The 23,662-nt window shown below is 64.2% G+C and carries 26 protein-coding genes; 17 read left to right on the top strand and 9 right to left on the bottom strand.

What is annotated here, in order from left to right:
• Positions 1-21: 21 nt before the first annotated feature.
• The 6 genes from D4Q52_RS10920 to D4Q52_RS10895 form a co-directional block, all read right to left on the bottom strand.
• Entirely contained in the window at positions 22-1,296 is a 1,275-nt protein-coding gene (locus D4Q52_RS10920) for an AAA family ATPase (protein WP_119856576.1), read from the bottom strand.
• A complete protein-coding gene (locus D4Q52_RS10915) occupies positions 1,293-2,021 on the bottom strand; it encodes a CpaD family pilus assembly protein (RefSeq protein ID WP_119856575.1) in 729 nt (242 codons plus the stop codon). Before D4Q52_RS10915 ends, D4Q52_RS10920 begins: the two co-directional genes overlap by 4 nt.
• Positions 2,022-2,040: 19 nt before the next feature.
• On the bottom strand, positions 2,041-3,471 hold the full coding sequence (locus D4Q52_RS10910; RefSeq protein ID WP_119856574.1) for a type II and III secretion system protein family protein: 1,431 nt from the start codon (positions 3,469-3,471) through the stop codon (positions 2,041-2,043).
• A gap of 14 nt (positions 3,472-3,485) precedes the next feature.
• Entirely contained in the window at positions 3,486-4,289 is an 804-nt protein-coding gene (cpaB, locus tag D4Q52_RS10905) for a Flp pilus assembly protein CpaB (protein ID WP_119856573.1), read from the bottom strand.
• A gap of 123 nt (positions 4,290-4,412) precedes the next feature.
• Positions 4,413-4,937 carry an A24 family peptidase gene (locus D4Q52_RS10900; RefSeq protein ID WP_119856572.1) on the bottom strand — a complete coding sequence of 175 codons (525 nt, stop codon included), beginning with the start codon at positions 4,935-4,937 and terminating at the stop codon, positions 4,413-4,415.
• 322 nt (positions 4,938-5,259) lie between these two features.
• Positions 5,260-5,433 carry a Flp family type IVb pilin gene (locus D4Q52_RS10895; protein WP_119856571.1) on the bottom strand — a complete coding sequence of 58 codons (174 nt, stop codon included), beginning with the start codon at positions 5,431-5,433 and terminating at the stop codon, positions 5,260-5,262.
• 440 nt (positions 5,434-5,873) lie between these two features.
• Here D4Q52_RS10895 and D4Q52_RS10890 point away from each other — a divergent pair, with 440 nt between their 5' ends.
• The 3 genes from D4Q52_RS10890 (at position 5,874) to D4Q52_RS10880 (ending at position 7,654) form a co-directional block, all read left to right on the top strand.
• Entirely contained in the window at positions 5,874-6,302 is a 429-nt protein-coding gene (locus D4Q52_RS10890) for a pilus assembly protein N-terminal domain-containing protein (RefSeq protein WP_234831145.1), read from the top strand.
• 174 nt (positions 6,303-6,476) lie between these two features.
• The gene (locus tag D4Q52_RS10885; RefSeq protein WP_119856569.1) at positions 6,477-7,016 is read left to right on the top strand and encodes a TadE/TadG family type IV pilus assembly protein; all 540 of its coding nucleotides are present in this window, start codon (positions 6,477-6,479) and stop codon (positions 7,014-7,016) included.
• An 8-nt stretch (positions 7,017-7,024) separates the two neighbouring features.
• Positions 7,025-7,654, top strand: a complete 630-nt coding sequence (locus D4Q52_RS10880; protein WP_119856568.1) for a TadE/TadG family type IV pilus assembly protein — start codon at positions 7,025-7,027, stop codon at positions 7,652-7,654.
• Positions 7,655-7,990: 336 nt separating this feature from the next.
• Here the strand turns inward: D4Q52_RS10880 and D4Q52_RS10875 are convergent, their stop codons facing one another.
• The 3 genes from D4Q52_RS10875 to D4Q52_RS10865 form a co-directional block, all read right to left on the bottom strand.
• The gene (locus tag D4Q52_RS10875) at positions 7,991-8,203 is read right to left on the bottom strand and encodes a cold-shock protein (protein ID WP_025588297.1); all 213 of its coding nucleotides are present in this window, start codon (positions 8,201-8,203) and stop codon (positions 7,991-7,993) included.
• 280 nt (positions 8,204-8,483) lie between these two features.
• Positions 8,484-8,768 carry a translation initiation factor IF-1 gene (gene infA, locus D4Q52_RS10870; RefSeq protein ID WP_119856567.1) on the bottom strand — a complete coding sequence of 95 codons (285 nt, stop codon included), beginning with the start codon at positions 8,766-8,768 and terminating at the stop codon, positions 8,484-8,486.
• A gap of 23 nt (positions 8,769-8,791) precedes the next feature.
• On the bottom strand, positions 8,792-10,261 hold the full coding sequence (locus D4Q52_RS10865; protein WP_119856566.1) for a DEAD/DEAH box helicase: 1,470 nt from the start codon (positions 10,259-10,261) through the stop codon (positions 8,792-8,794).
• Between the two features lie 505 nt (positions 10,262-10,766).
• Here D4Q52_RS10865 and urtA point away from each other — a divergent pair.
• The 14 genes from urtA (at position 10,767) to D4Q52_RS10795 (ending at position 23,559) form a co-directional block, all read left to right on the top strand.
• Positions 10,767-12,089, top strand: coding sequence for an urea ABC transporter substrate-binding protein (gene urtA, locus D4Q52_RS10860; RefSeq protein WP_119856565.1), 1,323 nt, complete (start codon positions 10,767-10,769; stop codon positions 12,087-12,089).
• A gap of 225 nt (positions 12,090-12,314) precedes the next feature.
• Positions 12,315-13,928, top strand: coding sequence for an urea ABC transporter permease subunit UrtB (urtB, locus tag D4Q52_RS10855; RefSeq protein WP_119856564.1), 1,614 nt, complete (start codon positions 12,315-12,317; stop codon positions 13,926-13,928).
• Positions 13,929-14,133: 205 nt separating this feature from the next.
• The gene (gene urtC, locus D4Q52_RS10850; protein ID WP_119856563.1) at positions 14,134-15,327 is read left to right on the top strand and encodes an urea ABC transporter permease subunit UrtC; all 1,194 of its coding nucleotides are present in this window, start codon (positions 14,134-14,136) and stop codon (positions 15,325-15,327) included.
• Positions 15,324-16,088: an urea ABC transporter ATP-binding protein UrtD gene (urtD, locus tag D4Q52_RS10845; protein ID WP_119856562.1), complete on the top strand. Its 765-nt coding sequence runs from the start codon at positions 15,324-15,326 to the stop codon at positions 16,086-16,088. The genes urtC and urtD overlap by 4 nt, the downstream gene beginning before the upstream one ends.
• A gap of 145 nt (positions 16,089-16,233) precedes the next feature.
• Entirely contained in the window at positions 16,234-16,929 is a 696-nt protein-coding gene (gene urtE / locus D4Q52_RS10840) for an urea ABC transporter ATP-binding subunit UrtE (protein ID WP_119856561.1), read from the top strand.
• A gap of 237 nt (positions 16,930-17,166) precedes the next feature.
• Complete coding sequence (locus D4Q52_RS10835) at positions 17,167-18,006, top strand: urease accessory protein UreD (protein WP_119856560.1); 840 nt, start codon at positions 17,167-17,169, stop codon at positions 18,004-18,006.
• Between the two features lie 55 nt (positions 18,007-18,061).
• Positions 18,062-18,364: an urease subunit gamma gene (locus D4Q52_RS10830; RefSeq protein WP_054163560.1), complete on the top strand. Its 303-nt coding sequence runs from the start codon at positions 18,062-18,064 to the stop codon at positions 18,362-18,364.
• A 135-nt stretch (positions 18,365-18,499) separates the two neighbouring features.
• Positions 18,500-18,805, top strand: coding sequence for an urease subunit beta (locus D4Q52_RS10825; RefSeq protein ID WP_119856559.1), 306 nt, complete (start codon positions 18,500-18,502; stop codon positions 18,803-18,805).
• A gap of 27 nt (positions 18,806-18,832) precedes the next feature.
• Entirely contained in the window at positions 18,833-19,369 is a 537-nt protein-coding gene (locus tag D4Q52_RS10820) for an HD domain-containing protein (protein ID WP_119856558.1), read from the top strand.
• Entirely contained in the window at positions 19,366-21,078 is a 1,713-nt protein-coding gene (gene ureC / locus D4Q52_RS10815) for an urease subunit alpha (RefSeq protein ID WP_119856557.1), read from the top strand. Before D4Q52_RS10820 ends, ureC begins: the two co-directional genes overlap by 4 nt.
• Positions 21,079-21,344: 266 nt before the next feature.
• A complete protein-coding gene (locus tag D4Q52_RS10810; protein WP_119856556.1) occupies positions 21,345-21,644 on the top strand; it encodes a putative quinol monooxygenase in 300 nt (99 codons plus the stop codon).
• Between the two features lie 35 nt (positions 21,645-21,679).
• Positions 21,680-21,979, top strand: coding sequence for a putative quinol monooxygenase (locus D4Q52_RS10805; RefSeq protein ID WP_119856555.1), 300 nt, complete (start codon positions 21,680-21,682; stop codon positions 21,977-21,979).
• Positions 21,980-22,253: 274 nt separating this feature from the next.
• Complete coding sequence (locus D4Q52_RS10800; protein ID WP_119856554.1) at positions 22,254-22,844, top strand: urease accessory protein UreE; 591 nt, start codon at positions 22,254-22,256, stop codon at positions 22,842-22,844.
• Positions 22,834-23,559, top strand: a complete 726-nt coding sequence (locus D4Q52_RS10795) for an urease accessory protein UreF (RefSeq protein WP_119856553.1) — start codon at positions 22,834-22,836, stop codon at positions 23,557-23,559. The genes D4Q52_RS10800 and D4Q52_RS10795 overlap by 11 nt, the downstream gene beginning before the upstream one ends.
• Positions 23,560-23,662: the final 103 nt, after the last annotated feature.

The raw sequence follows: 23,662 nt of genomic DNA, 5'->3' as shown, positions 1-23,662 counted from the left end.
GAAAACACTCCAGTGGGCGCGTTACTTGGCCCGCAGCTTCTCCAGGATCGGTCCCAGGAACCCGCCTTTCGGCTTCTTGGCTTCGCCGCGCCCGGTCAGCCGCTGCGCGATCTGCAGGAACATGTCGGTGACCTTGTGGCTGGCCGCGATCTCGGCGATCATCTGGCCGTTGTTGGCCGCCAGGCCGAACATCTGCGGATCGAACGGGATGCTGACGATCGGCTGACTTTCGATCGCCTTGGCAAATTCACCGGCATTGATCTCGGGCCGCTTCGGCACACCGACCTGATTCAGACAGTACAGCGGCGGCCGGTCGTTCGGACGCGCTGCCCGCAGCAGATCGTACAGGTTCTTGGTATTCCGCAAATTGGCGAGGTCCGGCGCGGCGACGATCAGGATGTCGTCGGCGTTGATCAGCGCTCGCTTGGTCCAGCCGGTCCATTGATGCGGCACGTCGAGCACGATGCAGGGCATCGTGGCACGCAGCGTATCGAAGATCGAGTCGAACGCCTCGCTGCCGAAATCGTACACCCGCTCCAGCGTCGCCGGTGCGGCCAAGAGGCTGAGATGATCGGTGCATTTCGACAGCAGGCGATCGACGAAAGCGGTGTCGACGCGGTCCGGCGAGAACACCGCCTCGGCGATACCTTGCGGCGGATCCTGGTTGTAGTCGAGGCCGGCGGTGCCAAAAGCCAAGTCGAGATCGGCAACGACCGAGTCCAGCGCCAGATCCCGGGCAATCGCCCAGGCGACGTTGTGCGCAATGGTCGAGGCGCCGACGCCGCCCTTGGCGCCGACCACCGCGATGATCCTGCCGACTGCCTTGGCCTCCGGCGCAGAGAACAGATTGCAGATCGAGCGCACCACGTCGATCGGCTCCACCGGCGCGATCGAGTAGTCGCTGACGCCGCGACGAACCAGTTCGCGATACAGCGTCACGTCGTTGACCTTGCCGATGACGATAACGCGGGTGCCCGGGTCGCAAACCGTGGCGAGCTGATCGAGACCGGCGAGAATGTCGCTGCGCGGGTCGGTTTCCAGGACGATGACGTTCGGCGTCGGGGCCGAACGATAGGCTTCGATCGCTGCCGCCATGCCGCCCATCTGGATCTTGAGATGGGCCTTGGCGAGACGACGGTCTTCGCCTGCGGCTTGCACGGCCGCAGCGGTCTCGACCGACTCGCAGAAGGCCTGCACCGACACGCGAGGAGCCGGCGCGATATGCTCGTCCGACGCTGCCGACGCGGTCGTGCCGGCCTCGGGGTCGTCCTGATTGTGTCGTGCGTAGCTGATCATGGTCCCACGTTACTCAGTTGGGCCTTGTCGGTGAGGGGCGGCTTGGTGGTGCGGTAGGTGTCGAAGGTCACGGCGCGGCGGGCGGTGTAGGGCGGCGTCTCGGCCCGCGGCTGCACCAGATCCGACGGGTTGTCGACCATCGCAGCCAGGTTGCGCTGATTGGCGCAGCCGAAATTCCAGTACTGGCGATTGTCCAGATAACCTTTGTTCTTGATCGACGGGCCGATGTCCTCGGGCCAGAGCCCGCACGGGCCGGCCACTGCCGCGACCTTCGGGTACAGCAAGCGGATCGCCGCGAAGGTGCGCGGGTCTGCGGGGTGATACGGCTTGACGATCACGCCGCGCGGCGGCACGCCGGTGCCGGCAAGCAGCGACTGGATCTCCCGGACGGTCTCGCCGGCCGCGCGCGCATTCAGCGTTCCGGACGGCACCTCCGCGATGATCGATCCGGTGCCTTCGCGCAACCAATCGCGGCCGAACGCCAGCACGTCGCTTCGCTGCGGTGACGTCAGCCCGCCGCGGCCGTTGCCGACGAACACCACGAGGCTGCGATCGGCTTCCTGGATCGCGATCGGATGGCGCTGCCGATAATCCAGAGGGATGCTGGCGGTGACGTCTTCGGTGCGCGAGGTATGGGTACAGGCGCCCAGCGACACGGAAACGGCGGCGATAGCGGCCGCGACACCGAGGCTGCGGCGTCCACGAGCGGATAGCATGGAGATCATCGTCCTGTCCTCGTCCCGCTCAATCGGTGATGAAGCCGAACCGGCCTCGATAATTCTGGCCCTGCGCAACGGCTCGGCCGGGCACGCCATAGATGCGGTTGATGTTGCCGAGCAGATCCGATTGCGGATCCGATGCGTCGGCGAAGCCGTCGTCGGGTCGCGACAGGTCTTTTTGCGCCACCGCGCGAACCACATAGGGCGTCACCAGCACCATCAGTTCGGTCTGCCGGTTGATGTAGTCGCGGCTGCGGAACAGCGTGCCGAGCACCGGCAGCTGGGTCATGCCCGGCAAGCCATTGATGGCCTGCTTGGTCTGGTCCTGGATCAGTCCCGCCATAGCCAGCGAGCCGCCCGACGGAATCTCGACCGTGCTGTCGACCCGGCGGGTCTTGATCGACGGCACCGACAGGCCGCTGATGGTGATGGCGTTGTCGCTCGAGACTTCCGAGACCTCGGTCGACACTTTCAGGCTGATCTTGCCCTCGCTCAGCACCACCGGGGTGAAATTGAGCAGGACACCGAACTTCTTGAAGGTCACCGACGGCGTACACAGGCTGTTGGTGCAGGTCACGCCGCTCGGGACCGGAAATTCGCCGCCGGCCAGAAAGCTTGCCGGTTCGCCGGAAATCGCGGTGAGGTTCGGCTCCGCGAGCGTGCGCACCACGCCGGCGCTTTCCATCGCCCGCAACGTTGCCTGCACCGACGGTCCGTTGCCGAACGAGGTCGTCAGCGCGTTGCCGGACACCAGCGGCTGACCCGTTTGGGTGAACGGATTGGAGTTGCTGAACTTCACCACCGACGTGCCGTAGCTCATGTTGGCGGTGAGGTCGACGCCGAGCTGCTTGATGATATTACGCTGGACCTCGGCCACGGTGATCTTCAGCATCACCTGATCACGGCCGCGGATCGCGATGTTGTTGACGACGCGGTTGGCATCGCCGGTCAGGCGGGCAGCCAGATCCGCGGCCTGCTGCGCTTCGATCGCAGTCGCCGCCGAGCCGAGCAACATGACGCCGTCGCCCAGGCCCTCGACGTGAATGTCGGCATTCGGGATCGACTGGCGCAGAGCGGTACGAATGCCATTGAGGTCGCGGGTCACGGCAATGTCGTAGGCGCCGATCTGCTGGCCGCTGGCATCGAAGAACACGATATTGGTCTGGCCGACGGCAGCGCCGATGATGTAGGCGCGCTGTGCCGAGCGCACCACCGCGTTGGCGATCTTCGGATCGGCGACCAGCACGTCTTTGATATCGCGCGGCAGGTCGATCACCACGGATTTGCCGATGCCGAGCGCAAGCGGACGTGCGTTCAAGCCGGCGCCCTGCGTCTGGCGATAGTCACTTGCCTGGATCGGCGATGTCGGCAGCAACGTCAGCACCGCGAGAGCGGAGAGCGCCATCGCCGTGCCCTTCAGGATCCGGATGAATCGGTGATTGGTCCCGCGGTTCATATCCGTTCCTCTGGTCACTTCGGGATCGAGGTTTGCGAAGGCACGCCGTAACGAACGACGTTGACGCTGTCGCGCTTGCCGCCCCCGGTTTCCTCGGTGGCCGCCGGGGCGTTGGCATCGGCGAGGCTGCGCAGCGCCAGCGACAGCGTGCCGCTCTGCCGCGCGCGGGCGAGAAACTCCGCCTGCTCAGGCTTGAGTTCGAGCGTGGCGGTCTTGCCGACCACTACCTTCTGGCCGTTCTTCTCCTCGATCGTCTGATCGATCGCGAGGACGCGAACATTGCTGAGGATGATCTCGGAATTGACTGTCTCCGTGGCGCTCCCGGTGCGATCCGGGTTGCGGTCGCGCTTGGACAGGATTACGTCGACGCGGTCATTCGGCAGGATGAAGCCGCCGGCGCCGGTCTCGGGCGAGATCTCGGTCGAGATCGCCCGCATGCCCGTCGGCAGGATTGCCGCCATGAAGCCGGAGCCGGCGGCCTTGACGAGTTTCTGCTCGCGGATCGGTTCGCCGGCGATGAACGGGGAGCGGGCGATCGAGCCGGCAATCTGTCGGCTCGCGTCGGGCTGTTCGTTGCGCCGGATGAACTGCGAGCTGGCGGTCGCCGCGGGCCAGCTCTGCCACTGCACGTCATCGGGGCCGACCGGCTGGCCGAGCGGGATGTCGGATTTGGCGACCAATACGTCGACGGTCGGCAATTGGGCGACCGGAGCGGGCGGACCGGCCGTCTCCTGTCCGCCGCCGCCACTGGCGAGATAAGCGGCCACGGCGCCGGCGCCGATCGCGATAGCCAGAACGACGATACGCGCGGAATTCATAACGCTCACTTCCCGATGACTCGACGGCGGACCCCACCGTGATAGCTGGATTTGACCAGCTATTCGTCAAAGCATGGTTAATGACGCGTATCTAAATCGAGTTAACGATTCATTTTGTGGCCGTCAGTTCAGCGCGAAGCGAGCGAGGTCGACCGCTTTGATCCAATCCGTTTGCGGATAGATCACCAGCGCGCCCAGGGCGAGCGCGATGCCGTAGGGAATGCCGGTTTCCTGGGCATGCAGTCGCAGCAGCCAGGGCTGGCTTGTCAGCGGATAGGGCAACGGAAGTTGCCGGAAGCTCAGCAGCAGGAGGGTGAGCGCGCCGCCGAACAGGGACGCATAGATCAGGTATTCCAGCAGATTGGTGAAGCCGAACCACAGTGCGGCCGCGGCCGCGACCTTGGCGTCACCGCCGCCGATCCAGCCCATCGCGAAGCAAGCGAACGCAACCGCAAGGACGGTGAGGCCCGCCGCGAAATGCAGCCCGATCTGCTCAAGACCCATGCCGGAGAGCAGCGCGAGCACGACGAAGCCGGCGACCAGCAGCAGCGACACGCGGTTGGAAATCGTCATCGTGAACAGGTCACTTGACGCGGCGAACGCCATCAAAGCCGGAAAAAGCGACAGGCGCAGCAGGTCAGCGATCATAATTCTATCCCGCCGATGATGAAGGCCGCGACCGCCGCGACCCGCGGCGCAACCTATCGTACAGAGGTGAACGATCGAACAATATCGGTCTGGTCACCAGACCAGCGCGATCCGGGTCGCGACTGCGAAAATGGCGAGCGCAAGCGCGGCGCAAACCATCTGACGGGCGGCGGCCTCACGCCAGGCGGGCCCATTCGGCTCGCTCGATATCGCCCGATCGCTTCGGTTCATAGCACGTAACCTGATGGCGGACGATCTGGCGTCGGCCGAAGAACAAAAAGGCCCCGGGTGAACCGAGGCCTTGTTGTGACCGCTCCGGAGATTACGGAGTGGTCTTCAGCTGGGTGTTGATGCTGGTGAAGGCGGTGTTGAGCTTGGTGCCGATGCCGTTGACGACGGCGATGACGGCAAGGGCGATGCCCGCAGCGATCAGACCGTATTCGATGGCGGTGGCGCCGGACTCGTCCTTAACGAAACGCGCGAGAAGGTTCTTCATTGGGTAGCTCCATGTGCCCGTGGCTGTCGAACTAATCTTGGTCTTTCCGGCGTTCTCAGCACCGCGACCATGGGGGCAACGTAGAGCCGGGAAATTGCAGCGCAGTTAATTCGATTGATGAAACATCGCCTCAAAGGCGACTTCTTAAGTAGAGTGAATCGCCGATTAAACTAATCGAAAATTCGAACGATTCCGTCAGGGAGTTACCAACGCTGCTGCCGAATGAGTAGCGCTTGATCCAGGCTCGGACAGGTTACGGCAAAATGTCGGGATCGCGTTTGCGCTTCGTTCATCAATTAACGGCATCTTCGCCATGTCGGGCGCCGACACCGCTGCGTATCTGCCTTAGTCGGCTTGTTGATGTCCCGGAGTAAAATATGTCGATCAGCTCCCGGCGCGGTTCGCGCGCAACGTTTATGGCTTCGCTTCTGGCAGGCATCATGTCTGTTTCCGCCGTGTCGGCGGGCACCGAAGAGACCATTGCGGTGAATGTCGATCAGGCCAAACTGATCCGGCTTCCGCAGAACATCTCGACCCTGGTGGTCGGCAATCCCCTGATCGCCGACGTCACGCTGCAGCCCGGCGGCATGGTCGTCGTCACTGGAAAAGGCTACGGCGCCACCAACGTGATTGCAATGGACCGCAAGGGCGCGGTGGTCGCCGATCGCTTGATCCAGGTCGAAGGACCAATGGACAAGGTGGTGACGGTGTATCGCGGCGTCGAGCGCGAGTCTTACAGCTGCATGCCGATTTGCCAGCGCCGCATCACGCTCGGGGATTCGGAAGGCTTCTTCAAATCCAACATGGATCAGGCCGGCACGCTCAGCAGCCAGGCCAGCGGCGCCGCGGCGGGGCCGAAGAACAACTGATCGCAAGCCAGATCCAATCGGGAGCACCCCGTCGCCGCTCGCGACGCGGTGCTCGCATGGTTAATCAATTCTCAAGATCGCGGGTGAGTTTGTCTCGATCGGGCGAAACACTTCCACAATCTGTTTTGGCTAGGTTGCTGCATAAGGATACCCGCCAGAGCCGAGAGTTCGCCGATGAGTCCGCTAATTCGTTCGCGCGCCGCAGCGCTGTTGCGGCGGTTCGGCCGCAATCGTCGAGGCTCGGCGGCGATCGAATTTGCGATGGTCGCGCCGATCTTCTTCGGTCTGCTGTTCGCGATCATCGAGACGGCGTTCATGTTCTTCGCCGGGCAGGTTCTCGAGACCGCCGTGCAGGATTCGGCGCGGCTCATCCTCACCGGCCAGGCGCAGAGCGCGTCATACTCGCAGACTCAGTTCAAGACCAATCTGTGCGGTCGGTTGAGCGCCTTATTCGACTGCAATGGGGTTTACGTCGACGTGCGTAGCTATGGCAACGACTTCTCGTCCGTCGATTTGGCCGCCCCGATCGACGCCAACAAGAACTTTGTCAACAACATGCAGTACAACCCCGGCGGCTCCGGCCAGATCGTCGTGGTCAGGGCGTTTTACCAATGGCCGTTATTCATCACCGGGCTCGGTTACAACATCTCGAATCTCGCCGGCAACAAGCGGCTGCTGTCCGCCACAGCGGCGTTCCGCAACGAGCCCTATTAGGACCGGCGATGACGATGCTGTCGAGGCTTTGGCGCGGGACACGGCGATCGAGTATCAGACTGCTGCGAGATCGCAGCGGTATCGCCGCAACCGAATTCGCCTTCATCGTGCCGCTGATGCTGGTGACGTTCTTCGCCACGGTCGAACTATCCGCGGGCATCGCGGTCGATCGTAAGGTGACGCTGGTGGCGCGCACGCTGTCGGATCTCGTGTCGCAGGCAACCTCGGTCACCGACACCGATCTGAAGAACGTATTCGCTGCGAGCTACGGCATCCTGTCGCCGTATCCGACTAACACTGCGGATGCCACCATCTCGATGATCTACGTGAACGATGCCGGGGTGGCGAAAGTGCAATGGAGCAAGAAGGGGACGGTGGCGCAAAGCGGCAGCACCGTTTCGACGACCCTCGGCGTTTCGAGCAGGAAGCAGGGCGATGCGATCACCATTCCGGCAGGGCTGAAAGTGACCAAGACCTATCTCATCCTCAGCGAGGTGAACTATCTTTATCAGCCTGCGATCGGCTACGTCGTCTCCAAGGCCGGAATCACTTTGAGCGATCTGTCCTACACGCGGCCGCGGCAGTCGATGTGCGTATTGTTGAATCCCGGCAGTAACGCCAGCTGCCCGACCTACTGAGCGTTGGTCGCTCGACTGCCGCCGCGTTGCCAATCGGCAGTTGCTCGACGATCAGCAGCGCTGGCGGACATTGCGATTTCGGCCGGCTCGATGACCGGCTGTGCGAAGCGATCCAGGAAGCTAAGTGCACGGAGAGGGACTGCTTCGTCGCTGCGCTCCTTGCAATGACGAGGCGACGACGCCGCAATGCACTCGCAAGCGGCCGATCGCTGCAGTCGCGATGGTAGCATTGCGCTGTGAAGCGGGTGGCCGCTTCGGCGTCACCCGGATCCGTTCGCAAATTAAAAAGGCCGCGCTGGAGCGCGGCCCTCGGTAGCTTGTGTCCGGACGGTCTGCTTAGCCGGCAGAACGCAGGTTATCGGCCGACGACTTGCCAGAGCGACGATCGGCAACGATTTCGTAGCTGATCTTCTGGCCTTCACGCAGCGTGCCGAGGCCCGCGCGCTCGACAGCGCTGATATGAACGAAAACGTCGTTCCCGCCATCATCCGGCTGGATGAAGCCGTAGCCCTTGGTCGCGTTGAACCACTTCACGGTTCCCATGCTCACGGGGGTAGTCCCTTCTAAATATAGATACGGTCGGAGCCCTCTGGGGTGACCAGGCGGGCTGGTGGCATCGAATTTTTGGAAGGGTCGTCAGCGTCTGAACCGGCTGTACCGGTAGTAGCTAATGTCGTCCGGCCGAAAATCGATTAACGGATATTATGCGAAGCCTGCGCTCAAAACAATCCTGACATGCGGGATTTTTTGGAGGCGCGGGTTTCGCATCCATTATGAAAACGCGCTGTGCGAAAGGGCAAAGCGCACGTCGACGGTTCGCTCCAGCGGCTTACCTGCGCCGGAATTGACCACGCGGCGGGCCGCCGCGCGGAGCCCCTGTGCCGCCCGGACGTTCGTCCTTATGGCGGAAGATCAGGCGGCCCTTCTCCAGATCATAGGGTGACATTTCGATCGTCACCCGGTCGCCGGCCAGCGTCTTGATCCGGTTCTTCTTCATTTTGCCCGCGGTATAGGCAACGATCTCGTGTCCGGCGTCCAGCTGGACACGATACCGCGCGTCGGGAAGGATTTCGGTCACCAGTCCTTCGAACTGGATCAGCTCTTCTTTGGCCATCGTGATCTCCAGATCGGTCTTGATCAGCGTTGCGGTCGTTGAGTCGTCGTCTTAGCAGGCCGATTCTTGCGCTGCAAAAAGGCGACGCCCTGAAGTCCCTCGCCACTGCCGCCATGGCCGCTGTGCTGCGGCCGAGCCGCCGGCTCGTGGCGCCCAGCGTCGGCATGCCGGGCGTCGGCATGGCGTGCGTCCGGGTGGCGTCCGGCGTTCGGATTGCCGCCGCGGCGCGGACGGCGCGGGTCATTGGCTCCGGCTTCCCCGCGCGCCGCATGCGGTGCGGTGCCATTGCGCTGACCACGGTGCGGCTGGCCGCCATTGCGATGTCCACCGCGCTGCTGGGCAGGCGGCGGCGGCTTTGCGCCGGGGGTGCGATGGTCTTCCTTCGGCAGCGACACCTTGATCAGCTTTTCGATGTCGCGGAGGTAGCCCGCCTCGTCGCTGCCGGCGCATAGCGAGATCGCGGTGCCGTCGGCGCCGGCGCGCGCAGTGCGGCCGATGCGGTGGACGTAGGTCTCGGGGATGTTCGGAAGATCGAAATTGACGACGTGCGAGACGCCATCGACATCGATGCCGCGGGCGGCGATGTCGGTCGCGACCAGCGTGCGCAGCTCACCGGTGCGGAAGGATGCGAGCACGCGTTCGCGATAGTTCTGCGACTTGTTGCCGTGGATGGCGTCGGCCGAAATGCCGGCGCGCTGCAGGCCCTTCACCACCTTGTCGGCGCCGTGCTTGGTGCGGGTGAAGACCAGCGCCTGATTGACGCCGTCCGCCTGCAGGATCTGCGCGAGCATCGCCGGCTTGGCGGAGTGATCGAGCTGAATGACGCGCTGATTGATGCGCTCCACCGTCGACGACACCGGGGTGACGGCAACGCGGGCCGGATCGCGCAGCATCTGCTCGGCGAGGTCGGCGATGTCCTTCGGCATGGTGGCCGAGAAGAACAGCGTCTGCCGCTTGATCGGCAGCTTGGCGACGATCTTCCGGATGTCGTTGATGAAGCCCATGTCGAGCATGCGGTCGGCTTCGTCGAGCACCAGGAATTCGACATGCGACAACTTCAGGGCGTTGCCCTGGACGAGGTCGAGCAGACGGCCCGGGGTCGCGACCAGGACATCGACGCCCTGCATCAGCGCGCGGACCTGCCGGCCCATCGGCACGCCGCCGATCGCCAGCGTGGCGTTGAGGCGGACGTGACGGCCATAGGCGTTGAAGCTGTCGAGAATCTGGCCGGAGAGTTCACGGGTCGGGCTCAGCACCAGCACGCGGCAGCTCTTGGGCTGCGGCTTGATGCGGTTCTCGAGCAGGCGGTGGAGGATCGGCAGCGCGAACGACGCGGTCTTGCCGGTGCCGGTCTGGGCGATGCCGACGACATCACGGCCGGTCAGCGCGAGGGGAATGGTCTGCGCCTGAATCGGCGTCGGGGTGTGGTAATTTTCTTCCTGAAGCGCACGGGAGATTGGATCGGCGAGGCCGAAATCCTGAAACGAGGTCAAAAGATGGTTCTTTCCATTGTGAAACCAGGCGCCCGACGCGTGTCGGGAGCTGGCACAAACCGTGACGCTCGCGTGTTTGGAGCGTGGGCTCTAATCGGCTGAAAGACGAGCCAGAAACCGCTGTCCGAGATCAGGAGCAGGGGGATCAGAACACGCGGCTCGCGGCGACCTGAACGATTCTCAAGGTCATGCAAGATATATGGAACATCAAAGCGGCGCTTTCAAGGACGAATTGCGCGCCCCGGGCGATGGCACCGCGGGGACAGAATTTGATCAGTCACCCGGTCTCTTGCACGCAAGATATGCAAGGTGGTCGCTTTCTATGCATCTTTGTGGCGTAAATTTTGTGCAAGTGCGCAATAGGCGGGATTTGAGCACCGCAAGATTTTGATCTGTTATCAAGGTGTTAAGTCGCGCTGCCTGCATGGCATGCTTCTTGCGATTCCTTCGCCGCAGACGGCCGTGGGGCCGAGCATCATTCTGCGTCCAGGGAGAAGACAACCGCATGCGTATCGAACCGAAATTTTCGAGCATGGCGCCGCTGAGCCGGCGCGCCTGGCTGGCCGCGGCCGCGGGCTTAGCTATCGGCCTGTCGAGCTTTGCGCCCGCGAAGGCCGCCGACGACACCATCAAGGTCGGCGTTTTGCACTCTCTGTCCGGCACCATGGCGATCAGCGAGACGACGCTGAAAGATACGGTGCTGTTCCTGATTGACGAGCAGAACAAGAAGGGCGGCGTGCTCGGCAAGAAGCTCGAGGCGGTGGTGGTCGACCCGGCGTCGAACTGGCCGCTGTTCGCCGAGAAGGCCCGCGAGCTGATCACCAAGGACAAGGTCTCGGTGGTTTTCGGCTGCTGGACTTCGGTGTCCCGCAAGTCGGTGCTGCCGGTGTTCAAGGAGCTGAATTCGATCCTGTTCTATCCGGTGCAGTACGAGGGCGAGGAGAGCGAGCGTAACGTGTTCTACACCGGCGCCGCCCCGAACCAGCAGGCGATCCCGGCGGTTGACTATCTCGCCAAGGAAGAGAAGGTGCAGCGCTGGGTGCTGGCCGGCACCGACTACGTCTATCCGCGCACCACCAACAAGATCCTCGAAGCCTACTTGAAGTCGAAAGGCGTCAAGCAGGAAGACATCATGATCAACTACACGCCGTTCGGTCACTCCGACTGGCAGACTATCGTCGCCGACATCAAGAAGTTCGGCTCGGCCGGCAAGAAGACCGCCGTGGTCTCGACCATCAACGGCGACGCCAACGTGCCGTTCTATAAGGAACTCGGCAACCAGGGCATCAAGGCCACCGACATTCCGGTGGTGGCGTTCTCGGTCGGCGAAGAAGAACTCGCCGGTATCGACACCAAGCCGCTGCTCGGCCATCTCGCCGCCTGGAACTACTTCCAGTCGGTCAAGGACCCGGAGAACGAGAAGTTCATCAAGGCCTGGCAGGCGTACACCAAGAATCCGAAGCGTGTCACCAACGACCCGATGGAAGCCACCGTGATCGGCTTCAACATGTGGGTGAAGGCGGTCGAGAAGGCCGGCACCGTCGACGCCGACAAGGTGATCGACACGCTGCCGGGCACCAAGGCGCCGAACCTGACCGGCGGCGTCTCCGAAATGCTTCCGAACCATCACATCACCAAGCCGGTGTTCATCGGCGAGATCAAGGGCGACGGCCAGTTCGACGTGGTCTGGAAGACTCCGGGCCTGGTGCCGGGCGACGCCTGGTCGAAGGAGCTTGATGGCTCCAAGGACCTGATCGGCGATTGGGTGACGCTGAAATGCGGCAACTACAACACCGTGACCAAGAAGTGCGGCGGGCAGGGCACCTGATCGCACAATGAGCCTTCGTCGTCATTGCGAGGAGCTCTTGCGACGAAGCAATCCAGATCTGACTCGCGGCCTGGATTGCTTCGCGGAGCCTGTCATCGGGCCGGCCGAAGGCCGGACCCGGTGGCTCGCAATGACGATCTCCTCTGCCAAAAAGACGGGCGGCGATGCCGATGCGCGCCGCCCACTATTCAGACCACGCACCTTCATCCTTGCCGGGATATCTCAGTGCCCTTGATCCGTTCACTGCGTCTCGTGCTCGCCGCCCTGGCGATCGCTTGCGCGAGCTTTGGTGTCCTGCCGGCTTTCGCCGGACCTTATGAAGACGCGATCGCGCAGTTTTCGCAGGATTCTTTTTCCGACACCGAGGACGCGATCGGCAAGCTGATCGCCAGCGGCAATCCGCGCGCCGCCGTCATCATCATCGCGCTGCAGGATGGCAAGCTCTACGCCGATCCAGACAGCAAGGCCGCCTTCATCAAGGCCGATGACGGCAAGATCACCGATGCGGCGACCGGCGAAGCGGTGGCCGCACTGTCCGCCAAGGCGAGCGCCGTGCGCCTCAACAACAAGCTGCGCCGCGTCGTTGCCGGCGCGATGGCCGGTCTGACGCTGCTGTCGCCGGACCTCGACAAGCGCATCCAGGCCGCGCAGTCGGTGTTCAGATCGCACGATGAGACCATGCTGCCGACCGTCGAAGCGGCGCTGAAGGCGGAGAAAAACGCTGCCGCCAAGCAGGCTTTCACCGAAGCGCGGGCGTCGATCCTGCTGTTCAAACAGGATGCCGGTGACGTCGACAAGCTTGATGCCATCGCCACGATCAAGGCGCGCGGCGATCGCGAGGCGATGGCTCTGCTCACCGGCGTGCCGGCCGAGCAGAGCGCCGCCGTCGCGGCCGGCATCGCATCAGCCAAGGCCGCGATCGACCGCAATCTCGCAATCTGGTCGATGGTGCAGAACGCCTGGTATGGGCTGTCGCTCGGTTCGGTGCTGCTGCTCGCCGCGATCGGTCTCGCCATCACCTTCGGTGTGATGGGCGTCATCAACATGGCGCATGGCGAGATGGTAATGCTCGGCGCCTACACCACCTTCGTGGTGCAGGAGGCCATCCGAACCCGCTATCCGGCGCTGTTCGACTATTCGCTGCTGATCGCGGTGCCGCTCGCCTTCCTGGTCGCGGGCGCAATCGGCGTGCTGATCGAGCGCAGCGTCATCCGCTTCCTCTACGGCCGCCCGCTGGAGACGCTGCTCGCCACCTGGGGGCTGTCGCTGATCCTGCAGCAGGCGGTGCGCACGCTGTTCGGCCCCACCAACCGCGAGGTCGGCAATCCCTCCTGGATGAGCGGCGCGTTCGAACTCGGCCAGATCACTATCACTTATAATCGGCTGTGGATCCTGTGCTTCACGCTGGCCGTGTTCGCGATCCTTCTGGCGATGCTGCGCTACACCGCGCTCGGCCTGGAAATGCGCGCGGTGACGCAGAACCGCCGCATGGCGGCATCGATGGGCATCGCGACCTCGCGGGTCGACGCGCTGACTTTCGGGCTCGGCAGCGGCATCGCCGGCATCGCCGGGGTGGCGCTGTCGCAGATCGACAACGTCTCGCCCAATCTCGGCCAGAGCTACATCATCGACAGCTTCATGGTGGTGGTGTTCGGCGGCGTGGGAAATCTGTGGGGCACGCTGGTCGGCGCGTTCTCGCTCGGCATCGCCAACAAGTTCCTCGAACCGGTCGCCGGCGCTGTGCTGGCCAAGATCGCCATCCTGGTGCTGATCATCCTCTTCATCCAAAAACGCCCCCGCGGCCTGTTCGCGCTGAAGGGCAGGGCGGTGGAGGCATGAGGATGCAAGTGCTCGACGGCGTTGGAGCCCTGCGATCCTCTCCATCTGTCATCCCCGCGAAGGCGGGGACCCATAACCCCTTGCGTCAGTTAGTTGAGGTGAACCTGACCGCACTGCCCAAACGAGACGACACGGCGTATGGGTCCCCGCCTTCGCGGGGACGACAGGTCGATAGGGCGTTGCCTGTCCTGAGCGGAGGCCGCGCATGACCCCGCACATCCTCACCCGCTCGCTCAACCGCAGCGCCACGATCTTCCTGCTGATCCTTGCCGCGGTCGGAATCCTGCTGCCGCTGTCCAATCTGCTGCTGCCGGAAGGCTCGGCGCTGCACGTGCCGACCTATCTGATCTCGCTGTTTGGCAAATATGTCTGCTACGCGCTGCTGGCTCTGTCGATCGATCTGATCTGGGGGTATTGCGGCATTCTCTCGCTCGGCCACGGCGCGTTCTTTGCGCTCGGCGGCTACGCGATGGGGATGTATCTGATGCGCCAGATCGGCAGCCGCGGCGTCTACGCCAATCCGGTGCTGCCGGACTTCATGGTGTTCCTCAACTACAAGGAACTGCCCTGGTACTGGTACGGCTTCGACATGTTCTGGTTCGCGGCGCTGATGGTGCTGGTGGTGCCGGGCCTGCTGGCGTTCTGCTTCGGCTGGCTGGCGTTCCGCTCGCGGGTCACCGGCGTGTATCTGTCGATCATCACCCAGGCGATGACCTATGCGCTGCTGCTCGCCTTCTTCCGCAACGATTTCGGCTTCGGCGGCAATAACGGCCTGACTGACTTCAAGGACATCCTCGGCTTCAACGTCCAGGCCGAAGGCACCCGCGCCGCTCTGTTCTTCCTGAGCTGCCTGGCGCTCGGCATCGGCTTCCTGATCTGCCGCGCGGTGGTGACATCGAAGCTCGGCAAGGTGCTGATCGCGATCCGCGATGCCGAAAGCCGCACGCGGTTCCTCGGCTACCGGGTCGAATCCTACAAGCTGTTCGTGTTCACGCTGTCGGCCTGCATGGCCGGCGTCGCCGGTGCGCTCTACGTGCCGCAGGTCGGCATCATCAACCCGGGCGAGTTCGCGCCGGGCAATTCGATCGAGGCGGTGATCTGGGTCGCGGTCGGTGGCCGCGGCACGCTGGTCGGTGCCGCGCTCGGGGCCATCGTGGTCAACTACGCCAAGACCGTGTTCACCTCCGGGCCGCTGGCACCGTACTGGCTGTTCATGCTTGGGGCGCTCTTCGTGCTGGTGACGCTGCTGCTGCCCAAGGGCATCATCGGCACCTTCAACGCCTGGTGGGACAAGGGCAGGGAGAAAGCGCAGGCGAAGCGTGACGATGCGGCAGCTGCTGCGGCCGAAAGCGCCGCGCGCGAAGACGGCGTGATCGAACCGACGATGGTGAAGCGATGAGCCTCTTGGAAACCCGCACCACCTCGGCGATGCTGTATCTCGACGGCGTCCACGTCTCGTTCGACGGCTTCCACGCCATCAACAATCTGTCGCTGACGCTGGAGCCCGGCGAGATGCGCGCCATCATCGGCCCGAACGGCGCCGGCAAGACCACGATGATGGACATCATCACCGGCAAGACCAAGCCGGACAAAGGCGAGGTGGTGTTCGACGGCACCACCGATCTCACCAAGCTCGACGAGACGCAGATCGCCACCCTCGGCATCGGCCGCAAATTCCAGAAGCCGACGGTATTCGAAAGCCAGACCATCGAGGACAATCTACTGCTGGCGCTGAACGTCGACCACCGCGTCCGCGGCACGCTGTTCTGGCGACGCAGCGAGCCGGAGAGCAAGCGCATCGATCGCGTGCTCGAGATCATCAAGCTCGGCGACGCCCGCGACCGTCTCGCCGGCAACCTGTCGCACGGCCAGAAACAGTGGCTGGAGATCGGCATGCTGCTGGCGCAGGATCCCAAGCTGCTGCTGGTCGACGAGCCGGTCGCCGGCATGACCGACGTCGAGACGCATCAGACCGCCGAGCTGCTCAAGGAGATCAACAGCCACGACAAGACCGTTGTGGTGGTCGAGCACGACATGACGTTCGTCCGCGAACTCGGCGTGAAAGTGACGTGCCTGCACGAAGGCACCGTGCTGGCAGAGGGCACCATCGACGACGTCTCGGCGAACGAACGGGTCGTCGAAGTGTATCTGGGGCGGTGATGACGATTGGTGAGCGGTTTGACCTCTCCGCCGTCATGCCCAGCCTTGTACTGGGCATCCACGCCTTGGACGCGCGGCAAGGCGTGGATGGTCGGGACAAGCCCGGCCATGACGAAACACAAACTGGATTGTTTGGAATAGGCCGATGCTGACCGTCGACAACATCAATCTGTATTACGGCGCGGCGCAGGCGCTGCGCGGGGTGTCGATCGCGGCGGAGCCCGGCAAGGTCACCTGCGTGCTCGGCCGAAACGGGGTCGGCAAGACCAGTCTGCTGCGCGCCATGGTCGGCCAGCAGCCGATCGCGTCGGGCTCGATCACCTTCGACGGCGCCGACATCTCGCATCTCAAGCCTTACGAGCGCGCGCGGCGCGGCATCTCGCTGGTGCCGCAGGGCCGCGAGATCTTTCCGTTGCTCACCGTCGAGGAGAATCTCAAGACCGGCTACGCGCCGCTGAAGCGGGCGCAGAAGTCGATCCCGGACGACGTGTTCTCGCTGTTTCCGGTGCTGAATTCGATGCTCGGCCGGCGCGGCGGCGACCTTTCCGGCGGCCAGCAGCAACAGCTCGCGATCGGCCGCGCGCTGGTGATGCGGCCGAAGCTGCTGCTGCTCGACGAGCCGACCGAAGGCATCCAGCCGTCGATCATCAAGGACATCGGCCGCGCGATTTCCTATTTGCGCAGCCTCGGCAACATCGCCATTGTGCTGGTCGAACAATATCTCGATTTCGCCTGCGAACTCGGCGACAGCTTTGCGGTGATGGATCGTGGCGCGGTGAAATACACCTGCGACCGCGCCACTCTCGACCCCGCCGAGATCAGCCGGCAGATGGCGCTGTAGTTACAAGCGGGGCGGCGGACGACTCATGCAAGCACGCGCGTTCTGCGGACCTCTCCCCGCGCGCAGCCGCACCTCTCCGCGCGCGCGCGGAGAGGTCGGATTGCGCAGCAAGGGTGAGGGGGCGCCTCCACGCAGCCGAGCTGCTGCGACTCGTGTCGCCCCTCACCCCACCCCTCTCCCCGCAAGAGCGGGGCGAGGGAGCGCGCTGCCGTCGGCGTTGCGCTCCGGCGACACCGCATGACGTTGAAGAATTCGAGCCTCGCCGCTTCGCCAACCTTCGCCGCCAATCGGGCGGTCGGTGAGGTTGCGGTCGAGGTGCGCAGCGTCGACGGCGCCACGCGGCGCGGTGCCGTGCACGAAGCTGGCTCGCTCCGCGTGCGCTTTCCGTCGCCCGAGCAGCAGGGGCTGTCGGCCGTGCTGGTCAACACCGCGGGCGGCGTCGCCGGCGGCGACCGCTTCAGCGTCGCCCTCGATATTCGCGAAGGCGCGCGGCTGACGCTGACCACAGCGGCTGCCGAGAAGATCTATCGCTCGCACGGCCCTGCGGCCGAGCTCGACATCCGTCTCAAGGTCGAGACCGGCGGTCACTTGGCTTGGCTGCCGCAGGAGACCATCCTGTTCGATCAGGCGTGCGCGGAGCGACGCATTGATATCGACCTTGCTGCCGGCGCCTCGCTGCTGCTCTGCGAATCCGTGATTTTCGGTCGCGCGGCGATGGGCGAGACGATGCGAACCGGCCGCTTTGTCGACCGCTGGCGACTGCGGGTCGGCGGCAAGCTGGTGTTCGCCGAAACCGTGCGGCTTGACGGCGATATCGGCGCGCTGCTGGCGCGGCCGGCCATCGCCAAAGCCGGCGTCGCGATCGGCACCGCGCTGATCGTGCCGGGTGACACCGCGCTGGTCGAGCGGTTGCGCGAAGACGCGGCTTGCTTCGGTGCGGAGGTCGGCATCAGCGCCTGGAATGGAATTGCAATGGCGCGGTTCTGCGCTCAAGATGCGGCGAAGCTGCGCGCCGATATGGTCGCGGTGCTACGCCGCGCCGCGGGCCGCGCGTTGCCGCGGTTGTGGTTTAGTTAGATCATCGGGCTGCCCCGTTCCGCCCCACGAACTCTGCAATCGATCGAGTGCCTTCATGAATCTCTCCCCCCGCGAAAAGGACAAGCTGCTGGTCTCGATGGCCGCGATGGTGGCGCGCCGACGGCTCGAGCGCGGCGTCAAGCTCAACCACCCCGAGGCGATCGCGCTGATCACCGACTTCATCGTCGAAGGCGCCCGCGACGGCCGCTCTGTCGCCGAGCTGATGAAAGCCGGCGCCGAAGTCATCACCCGCGCCCAGTGCATGGACGGCATCGCCGAGATGATCCACGACATCCAGGTCGAAGCCACATTCCCCGACGGCACCAAGCTCGTCACCGTGCATCAGCCGATCCGGTGAGGCCGTGGAGGAGGCCCTTTGGCAATGCCCTCTCGTTCGTCATTGCGAGCGAAGCGAAGCAATCCAGCGCAGTGCACGGAGCTGGATTGCTTCGTCGCTTCGCTCCTCGCAATGACGCTGACCTGGAGACACTAAATGATCCCCGGTGAACTGTTCATCGAAGACGGCGAGATCGAACTCAATGCCGGCCGTGCCACGGTGACGCTGACGGTGGCCAACAGCGGTGATCGGCCGATCCAGGTCGGCTCACACTATCATTTCTTCGAAACCAACCCGGCGCTGCGCTTCGACCGCGACAAGGCGCGCGGCATGCGGCTCGACATCGCGGCGGGCACCGCCGTTCGGTTCGAGCCCGGCCAGAGCCGTGACGTCCAGCTCGTCGCGCTCGCCGGCGATCGCGTCGTCTACGGCTTCCGGGGCGACGTGATGGGCAAGCTCTAGGATGCGCGGGTCAATCGGAATCGCCCCATGAACGATCTTATGCTGCTGTCTCGCGCCGCGGACTTTGCCGCGCGCTGTCACGCCGGGCAGCGGCGCAAGGGATCGTCGCGCGAGCCCTATCTCAATCACCTCGCCGAAGTTGCCGAGATGCTGGCCTTCGCGACTGACGGTAGCGACGCCGCGCTGGTCGCGGCCGGCTGGCTGCACGACGCCATCGAAGATTCCGACACCAGTCGCGATAATCTGGTCGATCGGTTCGGCGAAGACGTCGCCTCGCTGGTGGTGGAGTGCACAGACGACATGTCGCTGCCGCGCGCGCAGCGCAAGCGCAACCAGGTGGAGCACGCACCGCACCTGACGCCGCGCGCCCGAATGATCAAGCTCGCCGACAAGATCAGCAATGTCCGTTCGCTGATCTTTTCGCCGCCTGACCAATGGGAGCGCCAGCGGCTGATCGATTATCTCGAATGGGCCGAGGACGTCGCCGCCGGCTGCCGCGGCGTCAATGAGCGTCTCGATCATCTCTTCAACGAAACCGCCGCGCGCGCGAGGGCTGTGTTGTGAGCACCAGGATTGCACGTTCCGTCTATGCCGACATGTTCGGCCCGACCACCGGCGACCGCGTCCGGCTCGCCGACACCGATCTGATCATCGAGGTGGAGAAAGACCTCACCACCTATGGCGAGGAAGTGAAGTTCGGCGGCGGCAAAGTGATCCGCGACGGCATGGGCCAGTCGCAAGTAACCAACGCCAACGGCGCCGCCGACACGGTGATTACCAATGCGCTGATCGTCGACCATTGGGGTATCGTCAAGGCCGACGTCGCCATCACCGCCGGCGTGATCACCGCGATTGGCAAGGCCGGCAATCCGGACATCCAGCCGAACGTCAATATCATCATCGGGCCCGGCACCGACGTGATCGCAGGCGAGGGCAAGATCCTCACGGCCGGCGGCTTCGACAGCCACATCCATTTCATCTGCCCGCAGCAGATCGAGCACGCGCTGATGAGCGGCGTCACGACGATGCTCGGCGGCGGCACCGGCCCGTCGCACGGCACCTTCGCGACGACGTGTACGCCGGGCCCGTGGCACATCGGCCGGATGATTCAGTCGTTCGATGCCTTCCCGGTCAATCTCGGCATCTCCGGCAAGGGCAACGCCGCGTTGCCCGGTCCGCTGAAGGAGATGATCGAGGGCGGGGCCTGCGCGCTCAAGCTGCACGAGGATTGGGGCACGACGCCGGCGGCGATCGACAACTGCCTCACCGTCGCCGACGAATACGACATCCAGGTGATGATCCACACCGACACGCTCAACGAGTCGGGCTTCGTCGAAGACACAGTGAAGGCATTCAAGGGCCGCACCATCCACGCCTTCCACACCGAAGGCGCCGGCGGCGGCCACGCGCCGGACATCATCAAAGTCGCTTCGCTGCCCAACGTGCTGCCGTCGTCGACCAATCCGACCCGGCCGTTCACCCGCAACACCATCGACGAGCATCTCGACATGCTGATGGTTTGCCACCATCTCGATCCGTCGATCGCCGAGGATCTCGCCTTCGCCGAGAGCCGGATCCGCAAGGAGACCATCGCGGCCGAGGATATCCTGCACGACCTCGGCGCGCTGTCGATGATGTCGTCAGATTCGCAGGCGATGGGGCGGCTCGGCGAAGTGATCATTCGCACCTGGCAGACCGCCGACAAAATGAAGAAGCAGCGCGGCGCGCTCTCGCAGGATAGCTCGCGCAACGACAATTTCCGCGTCAAACGCTACATCGCCAAGTACACCATCAACCCGGCGATCGCGCACGGCGTGTCGAAGCTGATCGGTTCGGTCGAAAAGGGCAAGATGGCCGATCTGGTGCTGTGGTCGCCGGCGTTCTTCGGCGTCAAGCCGGACTGCATCATCAAGGGCGGCAGCATCGTCGCGGCGCCGATGGGCGATCCCAACGCGTCGATCCCGACGCCGCAGCCGGTTCACTACCAGCCGATGTTCGGCGCCTTCGGCAAGGCGCTGACGGCGTCGTCCGTGGTGTTTACCTCGCAGGCCGCCGCTGCCGGCAATCTCGCCCGCGACCTCGGCATCGCCAAGACGCTGGTTCCGATCAGCAACGTCCGCGGCGGCATTTCCAAGAAGAGCATGATCCACAACGACGCCACGCCGAAACTCGAGGTCGACCCCGAGACCTATGAAGTCCGCGCCGACGGCGAACTGCTGACCTGCGCGCCGGCCGAAGTGTTGCCGATGGCGCAGCGCTATTTCATGTTCTGAGGCGAGGGGGCCGTCGCGGCTCACCGTAGCCTCGATGAAGCGAAGCGTAATCGAGGGCAGCGGATCCGCAGCCTCGACGTCGTGCGATACACCGGCGCTGTCCCGGATTTCGCTTCGCTGCATCCCGGCTACGACCACTCTCGTCGCTTATGCAGGGGCCGCCAACGAGAGGGTGTCACCCTGCGCCCTTTGCATCATCGCTGTCATCCGCCTATGGTCGCATCCGGCGCCTGCGCCCCAATGATAACCCGCCGGGAGGAATTTTCGTGATCTATGTCGTCGCCACACTCACCGTGAAGCCCGAGATGCGGGCCGAGCTGATCGCCGCCGCCAAGGAGTGCATCGCCGGCACGCGCCAGGAGCCCGGCAACGTCGCCTACGACCTGCACGAGAGCGTCACCGATCCGACCCAGATGGTGTTCGTCGAGCAATGGGAAAACGTCGAGGCGCTCGGTCCGCACGGCAAGACCGAACATTTCAAGGCGTTCGGCCGCGCCGCGGCGAAGTGCCTGGCGGCGCCGCCGAAGATCGAGATCATCACCCCCGCCAAGGTGGATGTGAAGTAGGCGTCAGCGCTGCCAACAAGAAGGGACAATCCCCGATGATCTACGTCGTCGCCACCACGCAGGTGAAGCCAGAGGCGCGTGACGCCTTCATCGCCGGCGCCAAGGCCTGCATCGCCGAGACCCGCAAGGAGAAGGGCTGCATCGCTTACGAGAACCACATCTCGATCAACGATCCGAACACCTTCGTGGTGGTCGAGCGCTGGGAGAGCCGCGAGGACCTCAACGCCCACGCCCGGGCGCCGCACATGAAGGTGTGGCGCGAACTGTCGGCGCCGCTGAAAGCCTCGCCGACGGTGATCGAGATCATCAGCGACGCCAAGGTCGAGACGTTCTGAGGGAGCTCTCCCCGTCATTGCGAGCCAACGGGTCGGCGCAAAGCGCCGCCCGATGACAGGCTCCGCGAAGCAATCCAGCGGTGTGCTGAGGCTCTGGATTGCTTCGTCGCTTCGCTCCTCGCAACGACGACGGGGAGAAGTGGTCACTTGCGCGGAGCTGCGCACAGCCGTTAAGTGGCCTCGTCAATCCTCGCCGTGCCGCGCGATCCGGATTTCCCTCGCCCGGGAAATGCTCTAAAGCTTCTGGCTCGTCCTGATATGCGATGAGCCCACCATGATCCGAGCCAGCAAAGTCCACGGACATTATCAGTTCAAGCAGCCGGCGGCCGACACCGTGGTGCTCGCGTTCGACGACCGCCATCGCCGACGGATGGCGATGACGGGGACGCGAGGACTCGAGTTTTTGCTCGATCTCGAACACGCGGTGGCGCTGCGCGGCGGCGATGCATTGGTGCTCGACGACGGCCGATTGGTCGAAGTGGTTGCCGCGCCGGAGCCGCTTCTGGAGATCCGCGGCCGCGATCCGCTGCATCTGGTGCGGCTGGCCTGGCATCTCGGCAACCGGCATCTGCCGACGCAAGTGATGGCCAAGGCGCTGCGGATCCGTCGCGATCATGTCATCGCCGACATGGTGAAGGGGCTCGGCGGCAAGGTCGTCGAGATCGAGGCGCCGTTCGATCCGGAAGGCGGCGCCTATGCGCCGGCGCACGACGGCGGCGCGCATGACCATGCCGATCACGACCACCATGGTCATCAGCACCATGATCACAAGCATGGCCATGATCACGATCACCACGTGCATGATGAGCACTGCGGCCACGATCATGGTCACGCGCACGGCCACGCACACAAGCATGACCACTGAGCCGTCAGGGACGGCGAGCGAACCGCTGTCGGCGCAGCAGGGCGCTGCGCTGTATCGGCTGATGACCTGGCTGTCGCCGGCGTTTCCGGTCGGAGCATTCTCGTATTCCAGCGGCCTCGAATGGGCGGTGGAAACCGGCGACGTCGACGACGCCGCAACCCTGCGCGACTGGCTCGCCGCGATGCTCGAGCACGGCGCCGGCTTCTGCGACGGCGTGTTCCTCGCCCACGCCCATCGGGCCGCCGCGGGCGGCAATGAGCAGGGGCTGCGCGAGGTCGCCGAACTCGCCGTCGCCTTCGTGCCCTCGGCCGAGCGCCATCTCGAAACCACCATGCAGGGCCGCGCCTTCATCGAGATCGTCCGCAACGCCTGGGCCAGCGAGGGATTGGAGCGTGCGGTGGCCGCTTGCGACGGCGCGCTGGCCTATCCGGTCGCGGTCGGCCTGGTCAGCGCACTGCACGGCGTTCCGCTCGCCGCCACGCTGCATGCGTTCCTGCACGCGGTGGTGTCGAACTGGATCTCCGCCGGCGCCCGCCTCGTGCCGCTCGGCCAGACGGATAGTCAGCGTGTTCTTGCTGCGCTCGAGCCGGTGGTGATCAGCACCGGCGAGCGTGCGTTGGCAGCGTCGCTTGACGACCTCGGCGGCGCCACCTTCCGCGCCGACCTCGCCAGCCTGCGCCACGAGACGCAGTATACGCGGTTGTTCAGGTCGTAACTGCCTCCGGTTGTCATTCTGGGGCGCGCAGCAAAGCTGCGCGAACCCGGAATCCCTAAATTATTTGCGGGTCAGATTCCGGGTTCGCGCGCAGCCTGTCGTC

Origin of the sequence: Rhodopseudomonas palustris, assembly GCF_003591005.1 — a bacterium.
GTDB classification, from domain to species: domain Bacteria; phylum Pseudomonadota; class Alphaproteobacteria; order Rhizobiales; family Xanthobacteraceae; genus Rhodopseudomonas; species Rhodopseudomonas palustris_K.
This window is presented reverse-complemented; position numbering and strand designations above follow the sequence as displayed.